19 protein-coding genes are annotated in these 15,814 nt (G+C 74.3%); 12 read left to right on the forward strand and 7 right to left on the reverse strand.

Annotation, left to right across the window (positions count from 1 at the left end):
- Window positions 1–8 precede the first annotated feature (8 nt).
- Both ACDF64_RS12220 and ACDF64_RS12225 read left to right on the forward strand, forming a co-directional pair.
- A complete protein-coding gene (locus ACDF64_RS12220) occupies window positions 9–299 on the forward strand; it encodes a 4a-hydroxytetrahydrobiopterin dehydratase (protein WP_394551627.1) in 291 nt (96 codons plus the stop codon).
- Window positions 300–315: 16 nt separating this feature from the next.
- On the forward strand, window positions 316–894 hold the full coding sequence (locus ACDF64_RS12225) for a hypothetical protein (protein ID WP_394551628.1): 579 nt from the start codon (window positions 316–318) through the stop codon (window positions 892–894).
- Between the two features lie 15 nt (window positions 895–909).
- Here ACDF64_RS12225 and ACDF64_RS12230 read toward each other — a convergent pair whose 3' ends face one another.
- Window positions 910–1,521, reverse strand: a complete 612-nt coding sequence (locus tag ACDF64_RS12230; protein WP_394551629.1) for a TetR/AcrR family transcriptional regulator — start codon at window positions 1,519–1,521, stop codon at window positions 910–912.
- A 104-nt stretch (window positions 1,522–1,625) separates the two neighbouring features.
- Here ACDF64_RS12230 and ACDF64_RS12235 point away from each other — a divergent pair, with 104 nt between their 5' ends.
- Window positions 1,626–3,233, forward strand: a complete 1,608-nt coding sequence (locus ACDF64_RS12235; RefSeq protein ID WP_394551630.1) for a carboxyl transferase domain-containing protein — start codon at window positions 1,626–1,628, stop codon at window positions 3,231–3,233.
- Window positions 3,234–3,279: 46 nt separating this feature from the next.
- On the opposite strand, the gene ACDF64_RS12240 is transcribed toward ACDF64_RS12235, so the two are convergent.
- The gene (locus ACDF64_RS12240) at window positions 3,280–4,005 is read right to left on the reverse strand and encodes an MBL fold metallo-hydrolase (protein ID WP_394551631.1); all 726 of its coding nucleotides are present in this window, start codon (window positions 4,003–4,005) and stop codon (window positions 3,280–3,282) included.
- An 89-nt stretch (window positions 4,006–4,094) separates the two neighbouring features.
- Between ACDF64_RS12240 and ACDF64_RS12245 the strand changes: the two genes are divergently transcribed.
- The 7 genes from ACDF64_RS12245 (at window position 4,095) to ACDF64_RS12275 (ending at window position 11,680) form a co-directional block, all read left to right on the forward strand.
- The gene (locus ACDF64_RS12245; RefSeq protein WP_394551632.1) at window positions 4,095–4,736 is read left to right on the forward strand and encodes a TetR/AcrR family transcriptional regulator; all 642 of its coding nucleotides are present in this window, start codon (window positions 4,095–4,097) and stop codon (window positions 4,734–4,736) included.
- A 90-nt stretch (window positions 4,737–4,826) separates the two neighbouring features.
- On the forward strand, window positions 4,827–6,773 hold the full coding sequence (locus ACDF64_RS12250) for an acetyl/propionyl/methylcrotonyl-CoA carboxylase subunit alpha (protein ID WP_394551633.1): 1,947 nt from the start codon (window positions 4,827–4,829) through the stop codon (window positions 6,771–6,773).
- Between the two features lie 41 nt (window positions 6,774–6,814).
- Complete coding sequence (locus ACDF64_RS12255; protein ID WP_394555135.1) at window positions 6,815–7,315, forward strand: MaoC family dehydratase; 501 nt, start codon at window positions 6,815–6,817, stop codon at window positions 7,313–7,315.
- A complete protein-coding gene (locus ACDF64_RS12260; protein ID WP_394551634.1) occupies window positions 7,312–8,133 on the forward strand; it encodes an HpcH/HpaI aldolase/citrate lyase family protein in 822 nt (273 codons plus the stop codon). Before ACDF64_RS12255 ends, ACDF64_RS12260 begins: the two co-directional genes overlap by 4 nt.
- A 277-nt stretch (window positions 8,134–8,410) precedes the next feature.
- Window positions 8,411–9,520, forward strand: coding sequence for an aldo/keto reductase (locus ACDF64_RS12265; protein ID WP_394551635.1), 1,110 nt, complete (start codon window positions 8,411–8,413; stop codon window positions 9,518–9,520).
- Between the two features lie 57 nt (window positions 9,521–9,577).
- Window positions 9,578–11,017, forward strand: coding sequence for a M16 family metallopeptidase (locus tag ACDF64_RS12270; protein WP_394551636.1), 1,440 nt, complete (start codon window positions 9,578–9,580; stop codon window positions 11,015–11,017).
- Between the two features lie 60 nt (window positions 11,018–11,077).
- Window positions 11,078–11,680 carry a histidine phosphatase family protein gene (locus ACDF64_RS12275; protein ID WP_394551637.1) on the forward strand — a complete coding sequence of 201 codons (603 nt, stop codon included), beginning with the start codon at window positions 11,078–11,080 and terminating at the stop codon, window positions 11,678–11,680.
- An 87-nt stretch (window positions 11,681–11,767) separates the two neighbouring features.
- Here ACDF64_RS12275 and ACDF64_RS12280 read toward each other — a convergent pair whose 3' ends face one another.
- Window positions 11,768–12,256, reverse strand: a complete 489-nt coding sequence (locus tag ACDF64_RS12280; RefSeq protein WP_394551638.1) for a GNAT family N-acetyltransferase — start codon at window positions 12,254–12,256, stop codon at window positions 11,768–11,770.
- Window positions 12,257–12,302: 46 nt separating this feature from the next.
- Between ACDF64_RS12280 and dapB the strand changes: the two genes are divergently transcribed.
- Window positions 12,303–13,049: a 4-hydroxy-tetrahydrodipicolinate reductase gene (gene dapB, locus ACDF64_RS12285; protein ID WP_394551639.1), complete on the forward strand. Its 747-nt coding sequence runs from the start codon at window positions 12,303–12,305 to the stop codon at window positions 13,047–13,049.
- A complete protein-coding gene (locus tag ACDF64_RS12290) occupies window positions 13,046–13,504 on the forward strand; it encodes a hypothetical protein (RefSeq protein ID WP_394551640.1) in 459 nt (152 codons plus the stop codon). The genes dapB and ACDF64_RS12290 overlap by 4 nt, the downstream gene beginning before the upstream one ends.
- On the opposite strand, the gene ACDF64_RS12295 is transcribed toward ACDF64_RS12290, so the two are convergent.
- The 4 genes from ACDF64_RS12295 to ACDF64_RS12310 all read right to left on the reverse strand — a co-directional run bounded on the left by ACDF64_RS12295 (window position 13,467) and on the right by ACDF64_RS12310 (window position 15,814).
- Window positions 13,467–14,369: a TIGR01777 family oxidoreductase gene (locus ACDF64_RS12295; protein WP_394551641.1), complete on the reverse strand. Its 903-nt coding sequence runs from the start codon at window positions 14,367–14,369 to the stop codon at window positions 13,467–13,469. The two genes, ACDF64_RS12290 and ACDF64_RS12295, sit on opposite strands and share 38 nt — an antisense overlap.
- A 1-nt stretch (window position 14,370) precedes the next feature.
- The gene (locus tag ACDF64_RS12300) at window positions 14,371–14,796 is read right to left on the reverse strand and encodes an OsmC family peroxiredoxin (protein ID WP_394551642.1); all 426 of its coding nucleotides are present in this window, start codon (window positions 14,794–14,796) and stop codon (window positions 14,371–14,373) included.
- Window positions 14,797–14,894: 98 nt separating this feature from the next.
- Window positions 14,895–15,386 carry a DUF4395 domain-containing protein gene (locus ACDF64_RS12305; protein WP_394551643.1) on the reverse strand — a complete coding sequence of 164 codons (492 nt, stop codon included), beginning with the start codon at window positions 15,384–15,386 and terminating at the stop codon, window positions 14,895–14,897.
- Entirely contained in the window at window positions 15,383–15,814 is a 432-nt protein-coding gene (locus ACDF64_RS12310) for a TlpA family protein disulfide reductase (protein ID WP_394551644.1), read from the reverse strand. The genes ACDF64_RS12305 and ACDF64_RS12310 overlap by 4 nt, the downstream gene beginning before the upstream one ends.

A 15,814-nucleotide genomic window follows, 5' to 3' on the forward strand; every position in this document is an offset into this window, starting at 1 on the left:
GTCGGGGGATGGACGATCGACAGGTGCTCGACGAGGAGGAGACACGAGACGTGCTCCGCGGCACGTCGTTCACGCACGCGGGCGACCGGTTGGTCGCGACGTACGAGACGGGTGATTTCCTCGGCGCGGTGCGCCTGCTCGAGCGCGTCGCCGAGGTCGCCGAGGTGATGCAGCATCATCCGGACGTGTTCGTCGGGTACGGGCGGATCACGTTCGAGCTGCAGTCGCACGACGTCGGCGGCGTCACGCCGCGCGACCTGCGGCTCGCGGAGCGCATCGAGGAACTCGCCGCGTTCTGATCGCTACGCTCGCGGCATGACTCCGTCCCGCCGTGCCCCGTCGACGCTCGCACTCGCCGCCGGGGCGGTGATCGCCGCGGCCGCGCTCGCCGGATGCGCCTCCGGTGCGGCGCCCTCGCCGTCGCCGTCCGTGACCTCCTCGCCGAGCCCGACGGCTGCGGCACCCGAGACCGAGGCCCCCGACGACGGCGCGCCGTCGACGCCGGGGCCGGGCCTCGCGCCGGCGGCGAACGCCGTGCCGCTCGAGCCCGGCGATTGCCCGTTCGACCCCGCCGCGTTCGGTGCGATCGTCTTCGTGGTCTCCGCCGACGACGACACCACGCCGATCGAGTTGACGTTCACGTCGTTCCAGCCCGACGCGCTCTCGATCCGCACGGTCGAGGCGGTGGGCCCGGTCGTGACGGTGCTGCAGCAGGACTGCGGAGCGCTCCCCGCGAGCGAGCCGTGGACGTTCCGGGCGACGAGCGCGACCGGGAACTCGCTCGGGTGCACCGTGTTCTTCGGCGGGAAGCACCTGAAGAGCGCGAGCGACTACGCCGAGGGCGACGTCGCGCGCGGGGTGAGCGTCGACTGCTCGGGGCATCCGGGGATGTGAGCGGCGCGCCTCGGTTCAGGACGTGAGCGCCGCCCAGGCCATCTCCGCCAGCAGGCGGCGCGTGGTCGCGTCGGCGGGGCGGCGCCCGGGCAGCCGGGCGCTGTGCGGCGTCGAGTTGAGCAGGCCGAACGCGGCGTGCGCGCGCATCCGCAGGTCGGACTCGGGCTGGTCGGGCCGGAGCCGGGCGAGCACCTCGACCCACCGTTCGACGTAGCGGCGCTGCAGCAGCCGCACGTCGTGCCGCGCGCCGGGATCGAGCTGTTCGAGCTCGCGGTCCTGGACGAGGATGACGTCGGCCTCGGCCATCGCGAAGTCGACGTGGTGGGCGATGAGCCCGCGGAGCGCGGCGGCGGCGTCGGGTGCGCCGTCCGGTGCGTCGTCGAGCACGCGTTCGGCGCCGTCGAGCAGGCGCGTGCTCGCGTCGAGCAGGATCGCGGCGAGCACGCCGGCCTTGCCGGTGAAGTGCCGGTACACGGCCGGCCCCGAGACGCCGACAGCCGCGCCGAGGTCCTCGAGCGTGACGTTCGCATAGCCGCGTTCGGCGAATCGGGTCGCGGCGGCGCGCAGGATCGCGTCGCGTCGGTCGGCCTTGCGCCGGCCGCGGTCGGTGGTCGGGGTGATTGCCATGTCCCTTATCGCTCGCTAGCATCGTCGAGTTAGTGAAGATTAACTGAAATTTCCCACGGCGCACAAGCAGGATGCCCCGCGGGCCACCCGTCAGGCAGGAGCGCATGGCAATCCTCGGCACCGCGGTCGATCCGCACGATGCATCCGCCCGGCGCAACGCGTCCGCGCACGCCGGCCTCGCGGCCGAGCTGCGCACCCGGCTCGCCGCCGCCGCGCGCGGCGGTCCGGATGCCGCCCGCGAGCGCCACGTCGCGCGCGGCAAGCTGCTGCCGCGCGATCGCGTCGCCCGCGTGCTCGACGAGGACAGCCCGTTCCTCGAGCTCTCTCCGCTCGCCGCGGACGGCATGTACGACGGCGACTCGCCCGGCGCGGGCCTGATCACCGGGATCGGCCTCGTGCACGGGCGACCCGTGATGGTCGTGTGCAACGACGCGACCGTCAAGGGCGGCACCTACTACCCGATGACCGTGAAGAAGCACCTCCGAGCGCAGGAGGTCGCGCGCGAGCACCGGCTGCCCTGCCTCTACCTCGTCGACTCCGGCGGGGCCTACCTGCCCCTGCAGGACGACGTGTTCCCCGACCGCGACCACTTCGGCCGCATCTTCCACAATCAGGCCCGCATGTCCTCCGAGCGCATCCCGCAGCTCGCGGCCGTGCTCGGCTCGTGCACCGCCGGCGGCGCGTACGTGCCGGCGATGAGCGACGAGTCCGTGATCGTCCGCGACCAGGGCACGATCTTCCTGGGCGGCCCGCCGCTCGTGAAGGCCGCCATCGGCGAGGTCGTGACCGCCGAGGAGCTCGGCGGCGGCTACCTGCACGCGCGCGTCTCGGGCGTGGTCGACCACCTCGCGGACGACGACGAGCACGCGCTCGAACTCCTGCGCGACATCGTCGCGACCCTCCCCGAGCCGCCGGCGCGCGCCTGGTCGGTGCGCGAGCCCCGTCCGCCCGCCGTCGACGACGCCGACCTCACCGCGGCCGTGCCCGTCGACGTGCAGCAGCCGTACGACGTGCACGAGGTGATCGCGCGCCTCGTCGACGCGAGCGAGTTCGCGGAGTTCAAGCCCGAGTACGGCGACACGCTGGTGACCGGCTTCGCGCACCTCGACGGGCATCCGGTCGGGATCGTCGCGAACAACGGCGTGCTGTTCGGCGAGTCGGCCATGAAGGGCGCGCACTTCATCGAGCTGTGCGACCAGCGGGGCATCCCGCTCGTGTTCCTCCAGAACATCTCGGGGTTCATGGTGGGCCGCGACGCGGAGGCGGGCGGCATCGCCAAGCACGGCGCGAAGATGGTGACCGCGGTCGCGACGACGCGCGTGCCGAAGCTCACGGTCGTCATCGGCGGATCGTTCGGCGCGGGCAACTACTCGATGTGCGGGCGGGCGTACTCGCCTCGGTTCCTCTGGATGTGGCCGAACGCGCGCATCTCGGTCATGGGCGGTGAGCAGGCCGCCTCGGTGCTCGCGACCGTGAAGCGCGACCAGCTCGCCGTTCGAGGCGAGTCGTGGTCGGCCGACGACGAGGCCGCCTTCCGCGCGCCCATCCGCGAGCAGTACGAGACGCAGGGCAGCCCGTACCACGCGACCGCGAGGCTCTGGGACGACGGCATCATCGAGCCGGGCGACACGCGCACGGTGCTCGCGATGGCGCTCGAGCTCGCGAGCCGGACGCCGCTGCCGGAGTCCGCGTTCGGCGTGTTCCGGATGTAGCGGGGCGCCGGATGCCTCGCGCGCGCCGCGCGCGCGGTGCGGCGATTCAGGCGCCGGTTGCCCCGGCAGCCGCCTCGACGGCCCGGATCGCCTCGTCCACGCCGCGGTCCCACGGCGTGCCGTGGCCCGGCAGGACCCAGCGCACACCGAGGCCCTCGAGCCGCCGGAGCGAGGCGAGCGCCTCGGCGGGGTCGTCGGTGAACGGGGCGGGCTGCGGGCCCGCCCGGCCGGTGAGCACGTGGCGGGTCGTGAGCGCGTCGCCGACGAACACCGCGTCGACCGCGCGGACGTGCACGGCGATGCTGCCGGGGGAGTGGCCGGGCATGCCGATGACGACGGGGGCGCCCGGCAGGTCGAGGACCTCGCCGTCGGCGACCTCGACCACGTCGCCGAGGTAGCGGGTGCGGAGGCCGCCCTTGCGCGCGGCGTAGGTCAGGAACCCGGCGGTCGCGCCGATCCTCATCGGGCCCCAGGCGGGCGAGGTCTTCTCCTCGCCGCGGGCGCGCGCGGCGTCGGCCGCGTGCACGTACACGGGCACGCCGTGCTCGGCGCGCAGCCGCTCGGCGAACCCGATGTGGTCGGAGTCGCCGTGCGTGAGCACGACGCCGCGGATGTCCGCGACCGAGCGCCCGATCGCGGCGAGTTCGCGGCCGAGGTCGCGCCACTGGCCGGGGATCCCGGCGTCGACGAGGGTGAGGCCGTCGGGCTCGACGACGAGGTAGCAGGCGACGAGGTCGTTGCCGATGCGGTGGAGCGACGGAGCGAGTCGCATGAGGTCCTCCTGGGTGATCGGGGTAGCGATGGCTACGATACGTAGCTATCATGGCTACTGTCAATAGCCGTGAACCGAGGAGTCCGCCGATGCCCACGCCGGAACGCACGTCGCTCGACGCCATCGTCCTCGCCGGACGAGCCCTGCTCGACGAGGGCGGGCTCGACGCGCTCACCATGCAGGCGGTGGCCGCACGGGTCGGCGTGCGCGCGCCGTCGCTCTACAAGCGCGTGCGCAACCGCGAGCACCTCGTCGCCCTGGTCGTCGACGCGGTCGCGGCCGAACTGGGCGCCCGCCTCACCGAGGCCGTCGCGGTGCCCGCTGGCGGCGAGCGCGACGGCGACGGCGCAGCGACGACGGATGCCCTGACCCGCGCCGCCGCCCGGGTCGGCGCCCTCGCGCGGTCGCTCCGGGAGTGGGCGCGCGCGAACCCGGCCGCCTACGGCCTCCTCTTCGCGGCACCCGAGCGCGACCTCGTCTCGCTCGCGGCGCTCCAGACGTCGAGCGGGTCGGTCTTGGACGTGGCCGCCGACCTCGTCGGGCCCGAGCGGGCGCTGCCGTTCGCGCGCACGGTGACCGCCTGGGCGACCGGGTTCCTGGCCATGGAGCTCGGCGGCGGGTTCCGGCTGGGCGAGGGCGTCGACGAGGCGTTCGCGTACGGCATCGAGGTGCTCGCGGGCGCGGGCGCGGGCGCGGGCGCGGGCGCCGGCGCGAGCGCGGGCGGGGACTGAGCGCCCGCCGCACCGCTTGTCGTTTCGGTTAAGCGTCACTAACATTATTCCGGTTAGCGATCGTTAACCGAATTGCTCGAGGAGGCGCGGATGGGTTCGAACGACCACGCCGGTCGACCGTTCGACCGCGTGCTCGTGGCCAACCGCGGCGAGATCGCGGTGCGGGTCATCCGCACGCTCCGCCGCCTCGGGATCCGCAGCATCGCCGTGTACTCCGATGCCGATGCCGACGCCCCGCACGTGCGACTCGCCGACGAAGCGGTCCGGATCGGGCCGGCTCCCGCCGCCGAGAGCTACCTCGACGCCGACCGCATCGTCGCGGCGGCGCTGGCGACCGGCGCGCAGGCCGTGCACCCCGGCTACGGGTTCCTGTCCGAGGACGCCGGGTTCGCCCGCGCGTGCGCGGACGCGGGGCTCGTCTTCGTCGGCCCCGGTCCCGAGGCGCTCGCCGTGATGGGCGACAAGATCCGCGCCAAGCGGCACGTCGCCGCGCACGGCGTCCCCACGGTCCCGGGCGTCGCCGACCCCGACCTCGACGACGCGGGCCTGCTGTCGGCGGCCGAGGAGGTCGGGTACCCCCTGCTCGTGAAGCCGTCCGCGGGCGGCGGCGGCAAGGGCATGCAGCTCGCGCACGACCGCGCCGAGCTGGCGGTCGCGCTGCCCGCGGCCCGCCGGGTCGCGAAGGCCGCGTTCGGCGACGACACGCTGCTCCTCGAGCGGTTCATCCTGCGCCCCAGGCACATCGAGGTGCAGGTGCTCGCCGACGCGCACGGCACGGTCGTGCACCTCGGCGAGCGCGAGTGCTCGCTCCAGCGCCGCCACCAGAAGGTGATCGAGGAGGCGCCGTCGCCGCTCCTCGACGAGGCGACGCGCGAGCGCATCGGCCGCGCCGCGTGCGACGCGGCCCGCAGCGTCGGCTACCTCGGCGCGGGCACGGTCGAGTTCCTGGTGTCGGATGCCTCGCCCGACGAGTTCCGCTTCATCGAGATGAACACCCGCCTGCAGGTCGAGCACCCCGTGACCGAGCTCGTGACCGGCATCGACCTCGTCGAGCAGCAGTTGCGCGTCGCGGCGGGCGAGCCGCTCGCCTTCGCCCAGGACGACGTGCGCCTCGAGGGCCACGCGATCGAGGCGCGCGTCTACGCCGAGGACGCCGACCACGGGTTCCTGCCGTCCACCGGCACGCTGCTGGCGTGGGAGGAACCGACCGGCTCCGGCGTCCGCGTCGACTCGGGCGTCCACGAGGGCCAGGCGGTCACCGCCGACTACGACCCGATGCTCGCGAAGGTGATCGCGGTCGGCGCCGACCGCGCCGAGGCGCTGGACCGGCTCGACGTCGCGCTCGCGGGCACGATCGTGCTCGGCGTCGACACGAACGTCGCGTTCCTGCGGCGGCTGCTCGCCGACCCCGACGTGCGGGCCGGGCGGGTCACGACCGGGCTCATCGACGCCCTGCCCGACGCCACGACCGCGGACCCCGCCGCCGACGACGATGACGTCGCCGACGCCGTCCGCCGCGCGCTCGACGAGGCATCCGCGCCGTCGCCCTCCGCCCACGCCTGGCAGCGCGAGCGCGGCTGGCGGCTCTCCCGCCCCGCACCCGCGGCCCGTCCGGCGGCCGCCGCCCGCACCGCCGTCGCCGACGACGGCGCCGTCTGGGTGCACGTCGACGGCCGCGCCCACCGCGTGCTGCCGCGCACCCGGACCGAACGCTTCCTCGAGCGCCACGCCGCCCGCGAGCGGGGCGGCCGAGCCCTCGACCCGTCCCTCCGGGCGCCCATGCCCGGCACGGTCACCGCCCTCTTCGTCGCCGACGGCGACCGCGTCGCCGCGGGCGACCCGATCCTCGCGATCGAGGCGATGAAGATGGAGCACCGCGTCACCGCGCCGTTCGCCGGCACGGTCCGGCTCGCCGTCCTGAGCGGCGAGCAGGTCGCGCGCGACCACCCGGTCGCGCGACTCGAGCCCGACCCGGAGCCGGATCGGGAGCCCGACCCGGAGCAAGCCCGGGCGGCATCACCGACGTACGGTTCATGATCATCGCCCGCGAGCTCGGGCCGGTGGCGAAGGAGGACGACATGGCGGATGCCCCGCTCCGCGACGAAGTGCAGCGCGGCCTGTGGTTCGAGGAGTTCGAACCCGGCGTGCGCTACCTGCACCGCCCGGGTCGGACGGTGACCGACGCCGACAACGTGCTGTTCACGACGCTGACGATGAACCCCCAGCCGCTGCACCTCGACGCGGCGTGGTCGGCGACGCAGCCGTTCGGGCGGGTGCTCGTGAACTCGCTGTTCACATTGTCGACGCTCGTCGGCCTCTCGGTCGGCCAGCTCACGCGCGGCACGCTCGTCGCCAACCTCGGGTTCGGCGAGGTGCGCTTCCCGCACCCGCTCTTCGTCGGCGACACCATCTACGCCGAGAGCGTGCTCGTCGACAAGCGCTGGAGCGCCTCCCGCCCGGGCGAGGGCATCGTCACGCTCGAGCACACGGCCCGCAACCAGGACGACGCGGTCGTCGCGGTCGCGACCCGCTCGATGCTCGTGTGGGGCCGGGAGGCCGGAGAGCGGGCGAACGGATGATCCGCCCCGCGTTCCGCTTCGGCCCGGCGCTGCTGTTCTGCCCGGCCGACCGGCCCGACCGCTACGCCAAGGCCCTCGACCGCGCCGACGCCGTCATCCTCGACCTCGAGGACGCGGTCGCGGGCGAGGCGAAGCAGTCCGCGCGCGACGCGCTCGTGGCGCACCCGCTCGATCCGGAGCGGGTGATCGTCAGGATCAATCCCGCGCGCAGTCCGCACCGCGAGGCCGACCTGGTCGCGCTCGCGGCCACCGCCTACCGCACGGTCATGGTCGCCAAGTGCGAGGGCCCGGAGGACCTCGTCGGGGTCGCCGGGTACGAGGCGATCCCGCTGTGCGAGACCGCGTCGGGCGTGATCGCCGCGCCGTTGCTCGCGGCGCCGGCCAACGTGTGCGCGCTCATGTGGGGCGCCGAGGACCTTGTGGCGTCGCTCGGCGGCACCTCGAGCCGCCACCCGGACGGGCGGTACCGAGACGTCCCGCGCTCGGCGCGGAGCCGCGTCCTGATGTCCGCGGGCGCCGCGGGGGCCGCGGCGATCGACGCCGTCCACCTCGACCTCGGCGACCTCGAGGGACTCCGCGACGAGGCCGAGGATGCCGCGGCGGTCGGGTTCGCGGCGACCGCGTGCGTGCATCCGGCGCAGGTCGACGTCGTGCGCCGGGCCTACCTGCCGTCCGCGGAGCGGGTCGCGTGGGCGCGCGAGGTGCTGGATGCCTCGACCGCCGAGCGCGGCGTCTTCTCGTTCCGGGGCGTCATGGTCGACGGGCCCGTGCTCGCCCAGGCCGAGGCGACGCTGCGACGTGCGGGGGAGCGGCGCTGAGGCCCGTGTCCGCACACATGCCGACTCCCCTTCCGGCCGTCGGTCGCATACGGTGCTTGGACTGCGGCATGGTCGCCGCGGGCGCGAAACGGCGGATGGAGCGGACGGGATCAACGATTCCGTAACGGTTCACGCGGCGTTGACCGACCGGGCGGCCGCGACCGCTTATGGTCGGTTCCAATCCTGGGGAGGAGGGTGCGCGGTGGCACGTTGGGGACGACTGCGTCGTGGACCGCAGGGCGACGCGGGGGCGGCGCTCGCGGAAGAGGGTCGGGCCGTGATCCCGCTGAAGGCGGCGGGGTCGGTCGCATCGGTGTCGAGTGCGCCCGTGGTGCCCGCGACCGCGCCGGACCCGACCGCGCCCGAGCCGTTCGCGCCGGAGCCGTCCGCGCCGGACGTGCGTTCGCGTCCGATCGACCCGCGTTCGACGCTGATCGAGACCAACCCGTACTCGGGTCCGATCCGCGTTCCCGGTCGCGTCGCACTCGGCGACAGCGGCCTCACGACGTTGCCGATCGCGCTCGGCACGAGCGTCTTCGGGTGGACCGTCGGCCCCGACGCCGCCGAGCGCACGCTCGACCGGTTCGCCGCGCTCGGCGGCACGCTCGTCGACACCGCGGACAGCTACGCCTCGGGGCGCAGCGAGCTCATGATCGGCAACTGGATGGCGTCGCGCCGCGTGCGCGACCGCATGCTCGTCGCGACGAAGGTCGGCCGCAGCCCCGACCTCTCGGGCCTCGACCCGGCGACCGTGATCGCCGCGGTGGACGAGTCGCTCGCACGCCTGCGCACCGACCGGATCGACCTCCTGCACCTGCACGGCGAGGACCCCTCGACGCCGCTCGCCGAGACGCTCGGCGCGGTCGGCACGCTCATCGAGGCGGGCAAGGTCCGCGCCGTCGGGGCATCCGACTTCTCGGCCGAGCTGCTGATCGAGGCCCGCGTGCTGGCAGCCAACGGCCTGCCGCGCGTCCAGGCGCTGACGACCCGCTACAGCCTCATGGAGCGCGCTGCGTTCGAGGGCAGGATCGAGCTCGTCGCGCACGCGCAGGGGCTCGCGGTCCTGCCGTACTTCGCGCTCGCGAACGGCTACCTCGCCGGTCAGGTCCGGCGCCGCTCGGAGGCGACCCAGGATGCGCGCGGCGCGCGCCTGGCCCGGCACCTCGGCCGTCGCGGACACCGGGTGCTCGCGGCGATCGACGACCTCGCGTTCCGACGCGACGTCGCACCGGCGACCGTCGCGATCGCGTGGCTGCAGGCGAAGTCGACCGTCAGCGCGCCGGTCGTGGGCGTGACCGAGCCCGAGCAGCTCGACGTGCTGATGGCGGCCACGGGCCTCGTGCTGACGCGGTCCGAGCTCATCGAGCTCGACCGGGCGTCCGCGTGAGCGGGCCGGGCCAGGGCGCCCGGCCGGTCGCGAGCCCGAACGGGTAGGGTGGTCGGGATGAACGGTGCCGTCGCCCTCCCTCTCGGCCTGGCCGAGCTCTCCTTCGAGGCCGCGGGCGATGCGCTCGTGCGCCGCACGATCCTGCCGTCGGGGGTCCGGGTCCTGAGCGAGCGCGTGCCGGGCAGCCGCAGCGCCACGATCGGCTTCTGGGTCGCGGTCGGTTCGCGCGACGAGCACGCGGCGGGGGAGGGGCATCCGGCGAGCTTCGGCTCGACGCACTTCCTCGAGCACCTCCTCTTCAAGGGCACGGCGACCCGGTCGGCGCTCGACATCGCGGTGTCGTTCGACGCGGTCGGCGGCGAGCACAACGCGATGACCGCCAAGGAGTACACCTGCTACTACGCCAAGGTGCAGGACCGCGACCTGCCCATGGCCGTCGAGGTGCTCGCCGACATGTTCACGTCCTCGATCCTCGACCCGGTCGAGTTCGAGAACGAGCGCGGCGTCATCCTCGAGGAGCTCGCGATGGCCGGCGACGACCCGGCGGATGTCGCGAACGAGCGGTTCTTCGAGGCGGTGCTCGGCGAGCACCCGCTGGGGCGGCCGATCGGCGGGAACCCCGACACGATCCGGGCGGCGACCCGCGACGCGGTCCATGAGCATTACCGGACCAACTACCGGCCGCAGGACCTCGTCGTCACGGTCGCCGGCGCGGTCGACCACGACGCGCTCATCGACACACTCGAACGCTCGCTCGCGGCGGGCGGCTGGGACCTCGGCGTCGCCGGCGTCCCGGTGCCGCGACGGCCCACCGCGCCGAGCGGGCTGGCGACCCCGGGCGCGGTCGCGGTCGTCCAGCGCCCGCTCGAGCAGGTGAACCTGCTGCTCGGCGTGCCCGGGCTCGTCGCGACCGACGAGCGTCGCTCGGTGCTGAGCGTGCTCAACTCGATCTTCGGGTCGGGGATGAGCTCGCGTCTGTTCCAGGAGGTGCGCGAGCGCCGCGGCCTCGCCTACGCCGTCTACTCGTTCGGACCCGGCTACTCGGACGCGGGCGTGTTCGGCATGTACGCCGGGTGCGCGCCGTCGAAGGCGCCGACGGTCGTGTCCCTCCTGCGCAGCGAGCTCGAGCGGGTCGCCGCCGACGGCGTGACCGACGAGGAGCTCGGCCGGGCGATCGGGCAGCTCGCCGGGGCGAGCGCGCTCGCCCTCGAGGACTCGGACACGAGGATGTCCCGCCTCGGCCGCGCCGAACTCACGCTCGGCGAGTTCGTCGACCTCGACGAGGCACTGCGGCGGATCTCGCTCGTGACCGTCGACGACGTCCGCACGCTCGCGGCCGACCTCGCCGAGCGGCCGTTCTCGCTCGCCGCGGTCGGCGCGGTCGACGAGGACGCGCTCCGCGACGCCGTCTTCGGCGTCCCCGAGCCGATCGGCATCGCCGAGCCGATCGGCATCGCCGGGCCGATCGGCGTCGCCGAGGCGATCGACGTCGCCTGAGCCCCACCGCGGCCCGACCCGGCCGCCTGTCCGACCCGCACGACCCGAGGAACCGAATCCGTGACCCACCGCCTGTACCTGATCCGACACGGCGAGCAGCTCGACGCCGAGCACGGCGTGAGCGACGGCCCGCTGTCGCCGCGTGGGCGCCGGCAGGCGCAGGCGCTCGCCGAGCGGCTCGGCGGCGTGCCGTTCGACGCCGCATGGCACTCGCCGCTCGAGCGTGCGGCCGAGACGGCCGAGATCATCGCCCGGCGCATGCCCGCGCTGCAGCCGGAGCCCTCGCCGCTGCTGTTCGACTGCTATCCGTCCGGCCCCGCGCCCGAGACCCCGTCGGCCTACGACGCCTTCTTCGGCTCGATCACCGAGGCCGAGATGGAGGCGGGCGCCGCGCAGATGTCCGACGCGGCCGCCGAGTTCCTGCGTTCCTCGCGCGAGGACCGTCACGATCTCCTGATCACGCACAACTTCGTCATCGGATGGTTCGTGCGCGAGGCGCTGGGCGCGGCGGCGTGGCGCTGGGTCTCGATCTCGCAGGCGCACTGCGGGCTGACGATCCTGACCCAGAAGCCCGGCCGCCCGTGGAGCCTGCTCGTCCACAACGACCTCGCGCACCTGCCGCCCGAGCTGCGCACGGGCCTCTCGGAGACCTACGCGCTCTGAGTCGGATGCGCTGCGCCGCAGGCGCTCCGCTGCGCCGCGGGCGCTCCGATCGACCCGGCTCAGCCGACCCGGCTCAGCCGACCCGGCTCAGCCGACCCGCTTGGCGTACCAGTCGGTCGCGTTCGGGTTGTCGTTGTACGGCACGATCGCCTCGTAGCCGCTCGACCGGTAGAGCCCGCCGGCCGCCTCGAGCGACGCGTTCGTGTCCAGGACGAGCTCCTCGGCGCCGAACCCGACGGCTCGCCGCTCGAGTTCCTCGAGCAGCCGTCGGCCGTGCCCGCGGCCGCGGTGCGGGACATCCAGCCACAGGTGCTTGACCTCGTACCGGGTGCGGCCGTCGGGTGACGGCGCGATCCGGCGGATGCCGCCGCACCCGGCCGGCGAGGATGCCCCGTCCTCGTCGTCCTCGACGACCAGGAACACGCCGTCCGGCGGCGTGAACACCGCGTCGGCGGGGAAGGCGGGTCGGTAGGCGCCCTGCTCGGGCGGGAATCCCGCGCTCCGCTCGGCGAAGTAGGCCGCGAGCAGGGCATGCGCGATCGGGTCGGAGGGCAGCGCCTCGCGGTGACGGAGCATGCGCCCCAGCCTAGGCTCGCGCCGACGATTGGTAGGCTCGGACCCCGTGACGATACGGGTCGCCGTGGCGGGTGCCACGGGCAGGATGGGACAGCTCGCACTCAGGCTCATCGAGGAGGCGGACGACCTCGAGCTCCACGCGGGGCTCTCGTCGGCGTCGAGCCTCGACGAACTCGACGGTGCCGACGTGGTGCTCGACCTCACCCACCCGTCCGCGAGCGAGTCCATCGTCCGCCACGCGGTGGGCGCGGGCATCCCGGTCGTCGTCGGCACCTCCGGCTGGTCGGCCGAGCGGATCGCCCGGCTCGAGGCGTTCCGCCGCGAGGCCGGCACCGAGTCGGGCGTCCTCGTGATCCCGAACTTCTCGATCGGCAGCGTGCTCGGCACCGCGGTCGCGGCGATCGCGGCACGGTTCTTCGACTCGATCGAGATCGTCGAGGCGCATCACGCGGGCAAGGTCGACTCGCCGTCCGGCACGGCGGTCCGGACGGCCGAGGTCATCGCGGATGCGCGGGGCGACCGCCCCGTCGACGCGCCGCACGCCGACCAGCGCGCGCGCGGCCAGCTCGTCGCGGGCATCCCGGTGCACAGCCTGCGCCTGCACGGCGTGGTCGCCGAGCAGCGGGTCATCCTCGGCGGTGACGGCGAGACCCTGACGATCACCCACTCGACCGTCGCGCAGAGCTCGTACGAGGCCGGGATCCTGCTCGCCGTGCGGCGTGCGCCGTCGGCCGAGGGCGTGACCGTGGGCCTCGACGCGCTCCTGGACCTCGGCCTGCCGGGCCGACCGTGAGCCCGCGCGCCGGCGCCCTGCTCATGGGCGCGCTCCTCGCGGCGTACCTCGTGCTCGTCGGCTGGCGGGCGGTGCAGTTCGTCGCGACCGGCGACCCCGTCGCGATCGGCATCGGCATCGCGCTCATCGTGCTGCCGGTCCTCGGCGCCTGGGCGCTGTGGCGCGAACTCGACTTCGGCATCCGCTCGCAGCGGATCGTCCGCCGCCTCGAGGCCGAGCAGGATGCACCGCTCGACCTCGGCCTCGCGACGCGTGCGAGCGGCCGCGCCGATCGGGCGGCGGCGGATGCCGCGTTCGACGGGTTCCGCCGCGCCGTGGAGGCCGCGCCCGGATCGTGGCGCGACTGGCTCCGCCTCGGACTCGCCTACGATGCCGCGGGCGACCGGCGGCGCGCGCGCGGGGCGATCCGCGAGGCGATCAGGCTCGAACGCGCCGATCCGCCAGCATCGCCCTGAGCGCATCCTCGACGGTCGGGTGCTCGAACGCGAACCCGTCCGCGAGCAGCCGATCGGGCCGCACGCGCTGGCTCGCGAGCAGCAGTTCGTCCGCGGCCGTGCCGAGCGCCGTCTCGAGGAGCCGCTCGGGGACGTTCACGCCGAACGGGCGGTGGGTGAGCCGCGCGAGCGTGCCCATGACCTGCTCGGCCGTCGCCGGCGTGGGCCCCGCGAGGTTGACGGGACCGTGGAGGTCCGATTCGAGCAGGTGCGCGATCGCGCCGACCTCGTCCTCGAGCGCGATCCACGGCCAGTGCTGGCCTCCGGTCCCGAGGCGGCCGGCGAGCCCCACGCTCGTGAGGAGCCGGATCCGCTTCATCGCGCCGCCGTCGCCGACGACGATCCCGCTGCGGAACACGACGGTCCGGGTCTCGGCGGGCGAGAGCCTGGCCTGCGCCTCCCACCTGGCCACGACGTCGGCGAGGAAGCCCGCGCCCGGAGTCGTCTCCTCGGTGAGCGTGAGGCCGGGGCGGTCGCCGTAGACGCCGACCGCGGATGCGTTCAGCAGGATCCCGGGCGGGCGCCTGGCCTTCCGCATCGCATCGACGATCGTGCGGGTCGCCGAGATGCGCGAGTCGAGGATCTCCTGGCGGTAGCGCGCCGTCCAGGGCAGGCGGGCCAGCGACGCCCCGGAGAGGTTCACGACGGCGTCGACGCGTTCCATGACGGTGAAGTCGATGATCCCGGAGGCCGGCGACCAGCTCGCCTCCTCCGCGGATTCCGCCCGCCGGCGGACGAGCCGGACCACGTCGTGGCCGTCGGCGCGCAGGCGTGCCGCGAGTGCGGTGCCGATGAAGCCGGATGCCCCGGCGACGAGCACCCGCACGTCAGGCGAGCTCGGCTTCGATGGTGATCGGGATGCCGGTGAGGGCCTGCGAGATCGGGCAGTTCTGCTTCGCGTCCTCGGCGAACGCCTCGAACTCGGCCTCGCTCAGGCCGGCCACGCGCGCGCTCACGAGCAGGTGGCTGCCCAGCACGCCCTTGCCGGCCTCGAACGTCACCGCGGCCGTGGTCTGGATGCTCTCGGGCACGTGACCGGCGCGCGACAACGCGAGCGAGAGCGCCATCGAGAAGCACGAGGAGTGCGCCGCGGCGAGCAGTTCCTCCGGGGTCGTCGTGGCCGACTCGCCCTCGGACCGTGCCTTCCAGTCGACGTGGAACTGCGCGAGCTTCGACGAGTCCAACGTGGTCGTGCCGGATCCCTCGAACAGGCTTCCGGACCAGATCGTGGTCGATTCGCTCGTGACTGCCATGGGTCCTCCTCCTCGAAGCCGAATCCCCAGACTAGTGCTCCACGCCGGTCGGGCGGCAGGGGGTTCCGGCGGCGGCGGCGCTGCGCCGCGTCGGCCGGTCAGGCGGTGCGGATGACCCGCGCGCGCACCAGCAGCAGGTAGATCTGGCAGCCGAGGCAGTAGCCGAACGCCGCGTTCAGGAACGCCGCGACGAACGCGAACCCTGCGGCGATCGGGACGGCCACGGCGAGGCCGAACGCGCCGAGCACGACGCCGACCGAGGTCACGGCGAACCCCACGCCCTGCGCGAACGTCGGCGGGCGCGGATCCTCGAGCTCGGCGGGCGGCGCGAGCCGGGGCCGAACGAACCTGCGGAAGATGGCGCCGAACGGGTGCTTCGACACGCCCGCGACGGCGCTCCACCCGAACACCGCGGTGATCGCGGCGAGCAGGACCCACGCCGCGAGCGCGAGGCCCGAGACGCCGAGGACCACGACGACGAGCAGGAGCACGGAGGTGATCGCGGCGGTGAACCGCGGGCCCCGCGGGTCGATCCCGGCGGGGCGCTGCGGGTCCGCGGTGGCGGGGGTGGTGCCGGTCTCTGAGGTCATCTGATGCTCCCGGTGAGGTGGTCGAGCAGGTCGCGGAGGTCCGGCTGGCGGGGCACGCCGCCGATGCGGGCGACCTGCGAGCCGGTGGCGTCGAGCACGAGCGTGGTCGGCGTCTGGGTGACGTGGAACCGGTCGGCGAGGACCGGATCGCCGGTGAGGTCGATCTCGACGTGCGTCACGTCGCGGTAGCCGGCGGCGAGCTCGCGCAGTCGGTCGGCCGTGCCGGGGCAGCGGCTGCAGAACTCGGTCGAGAACTGGACCAGGGTCGCGCGGCCGCCGAGCGAGTCCGCCGGGAGGCCGAGCGCGTCGGCGATGCCGGCGCCCGAGGCATCCCGAACCCGGCCGGTGCGTGCGCGCCCGATCACGCCGACGAGCGTCGCGAGCGCGACGAGCGCGAGTGCGGCGAGCAATCCGGCGGTCAGATCCAC

Origin of the sequence: Agromyces sp. MMS24-JH15, assembly GCF_043518605.1 — a bacterium.
Classification (GTDB): domain Bacteria; phylum Actinomycetota; class Actinomycetes; order Actinomycetales; family Microbacteriaceae; genus Agromyces.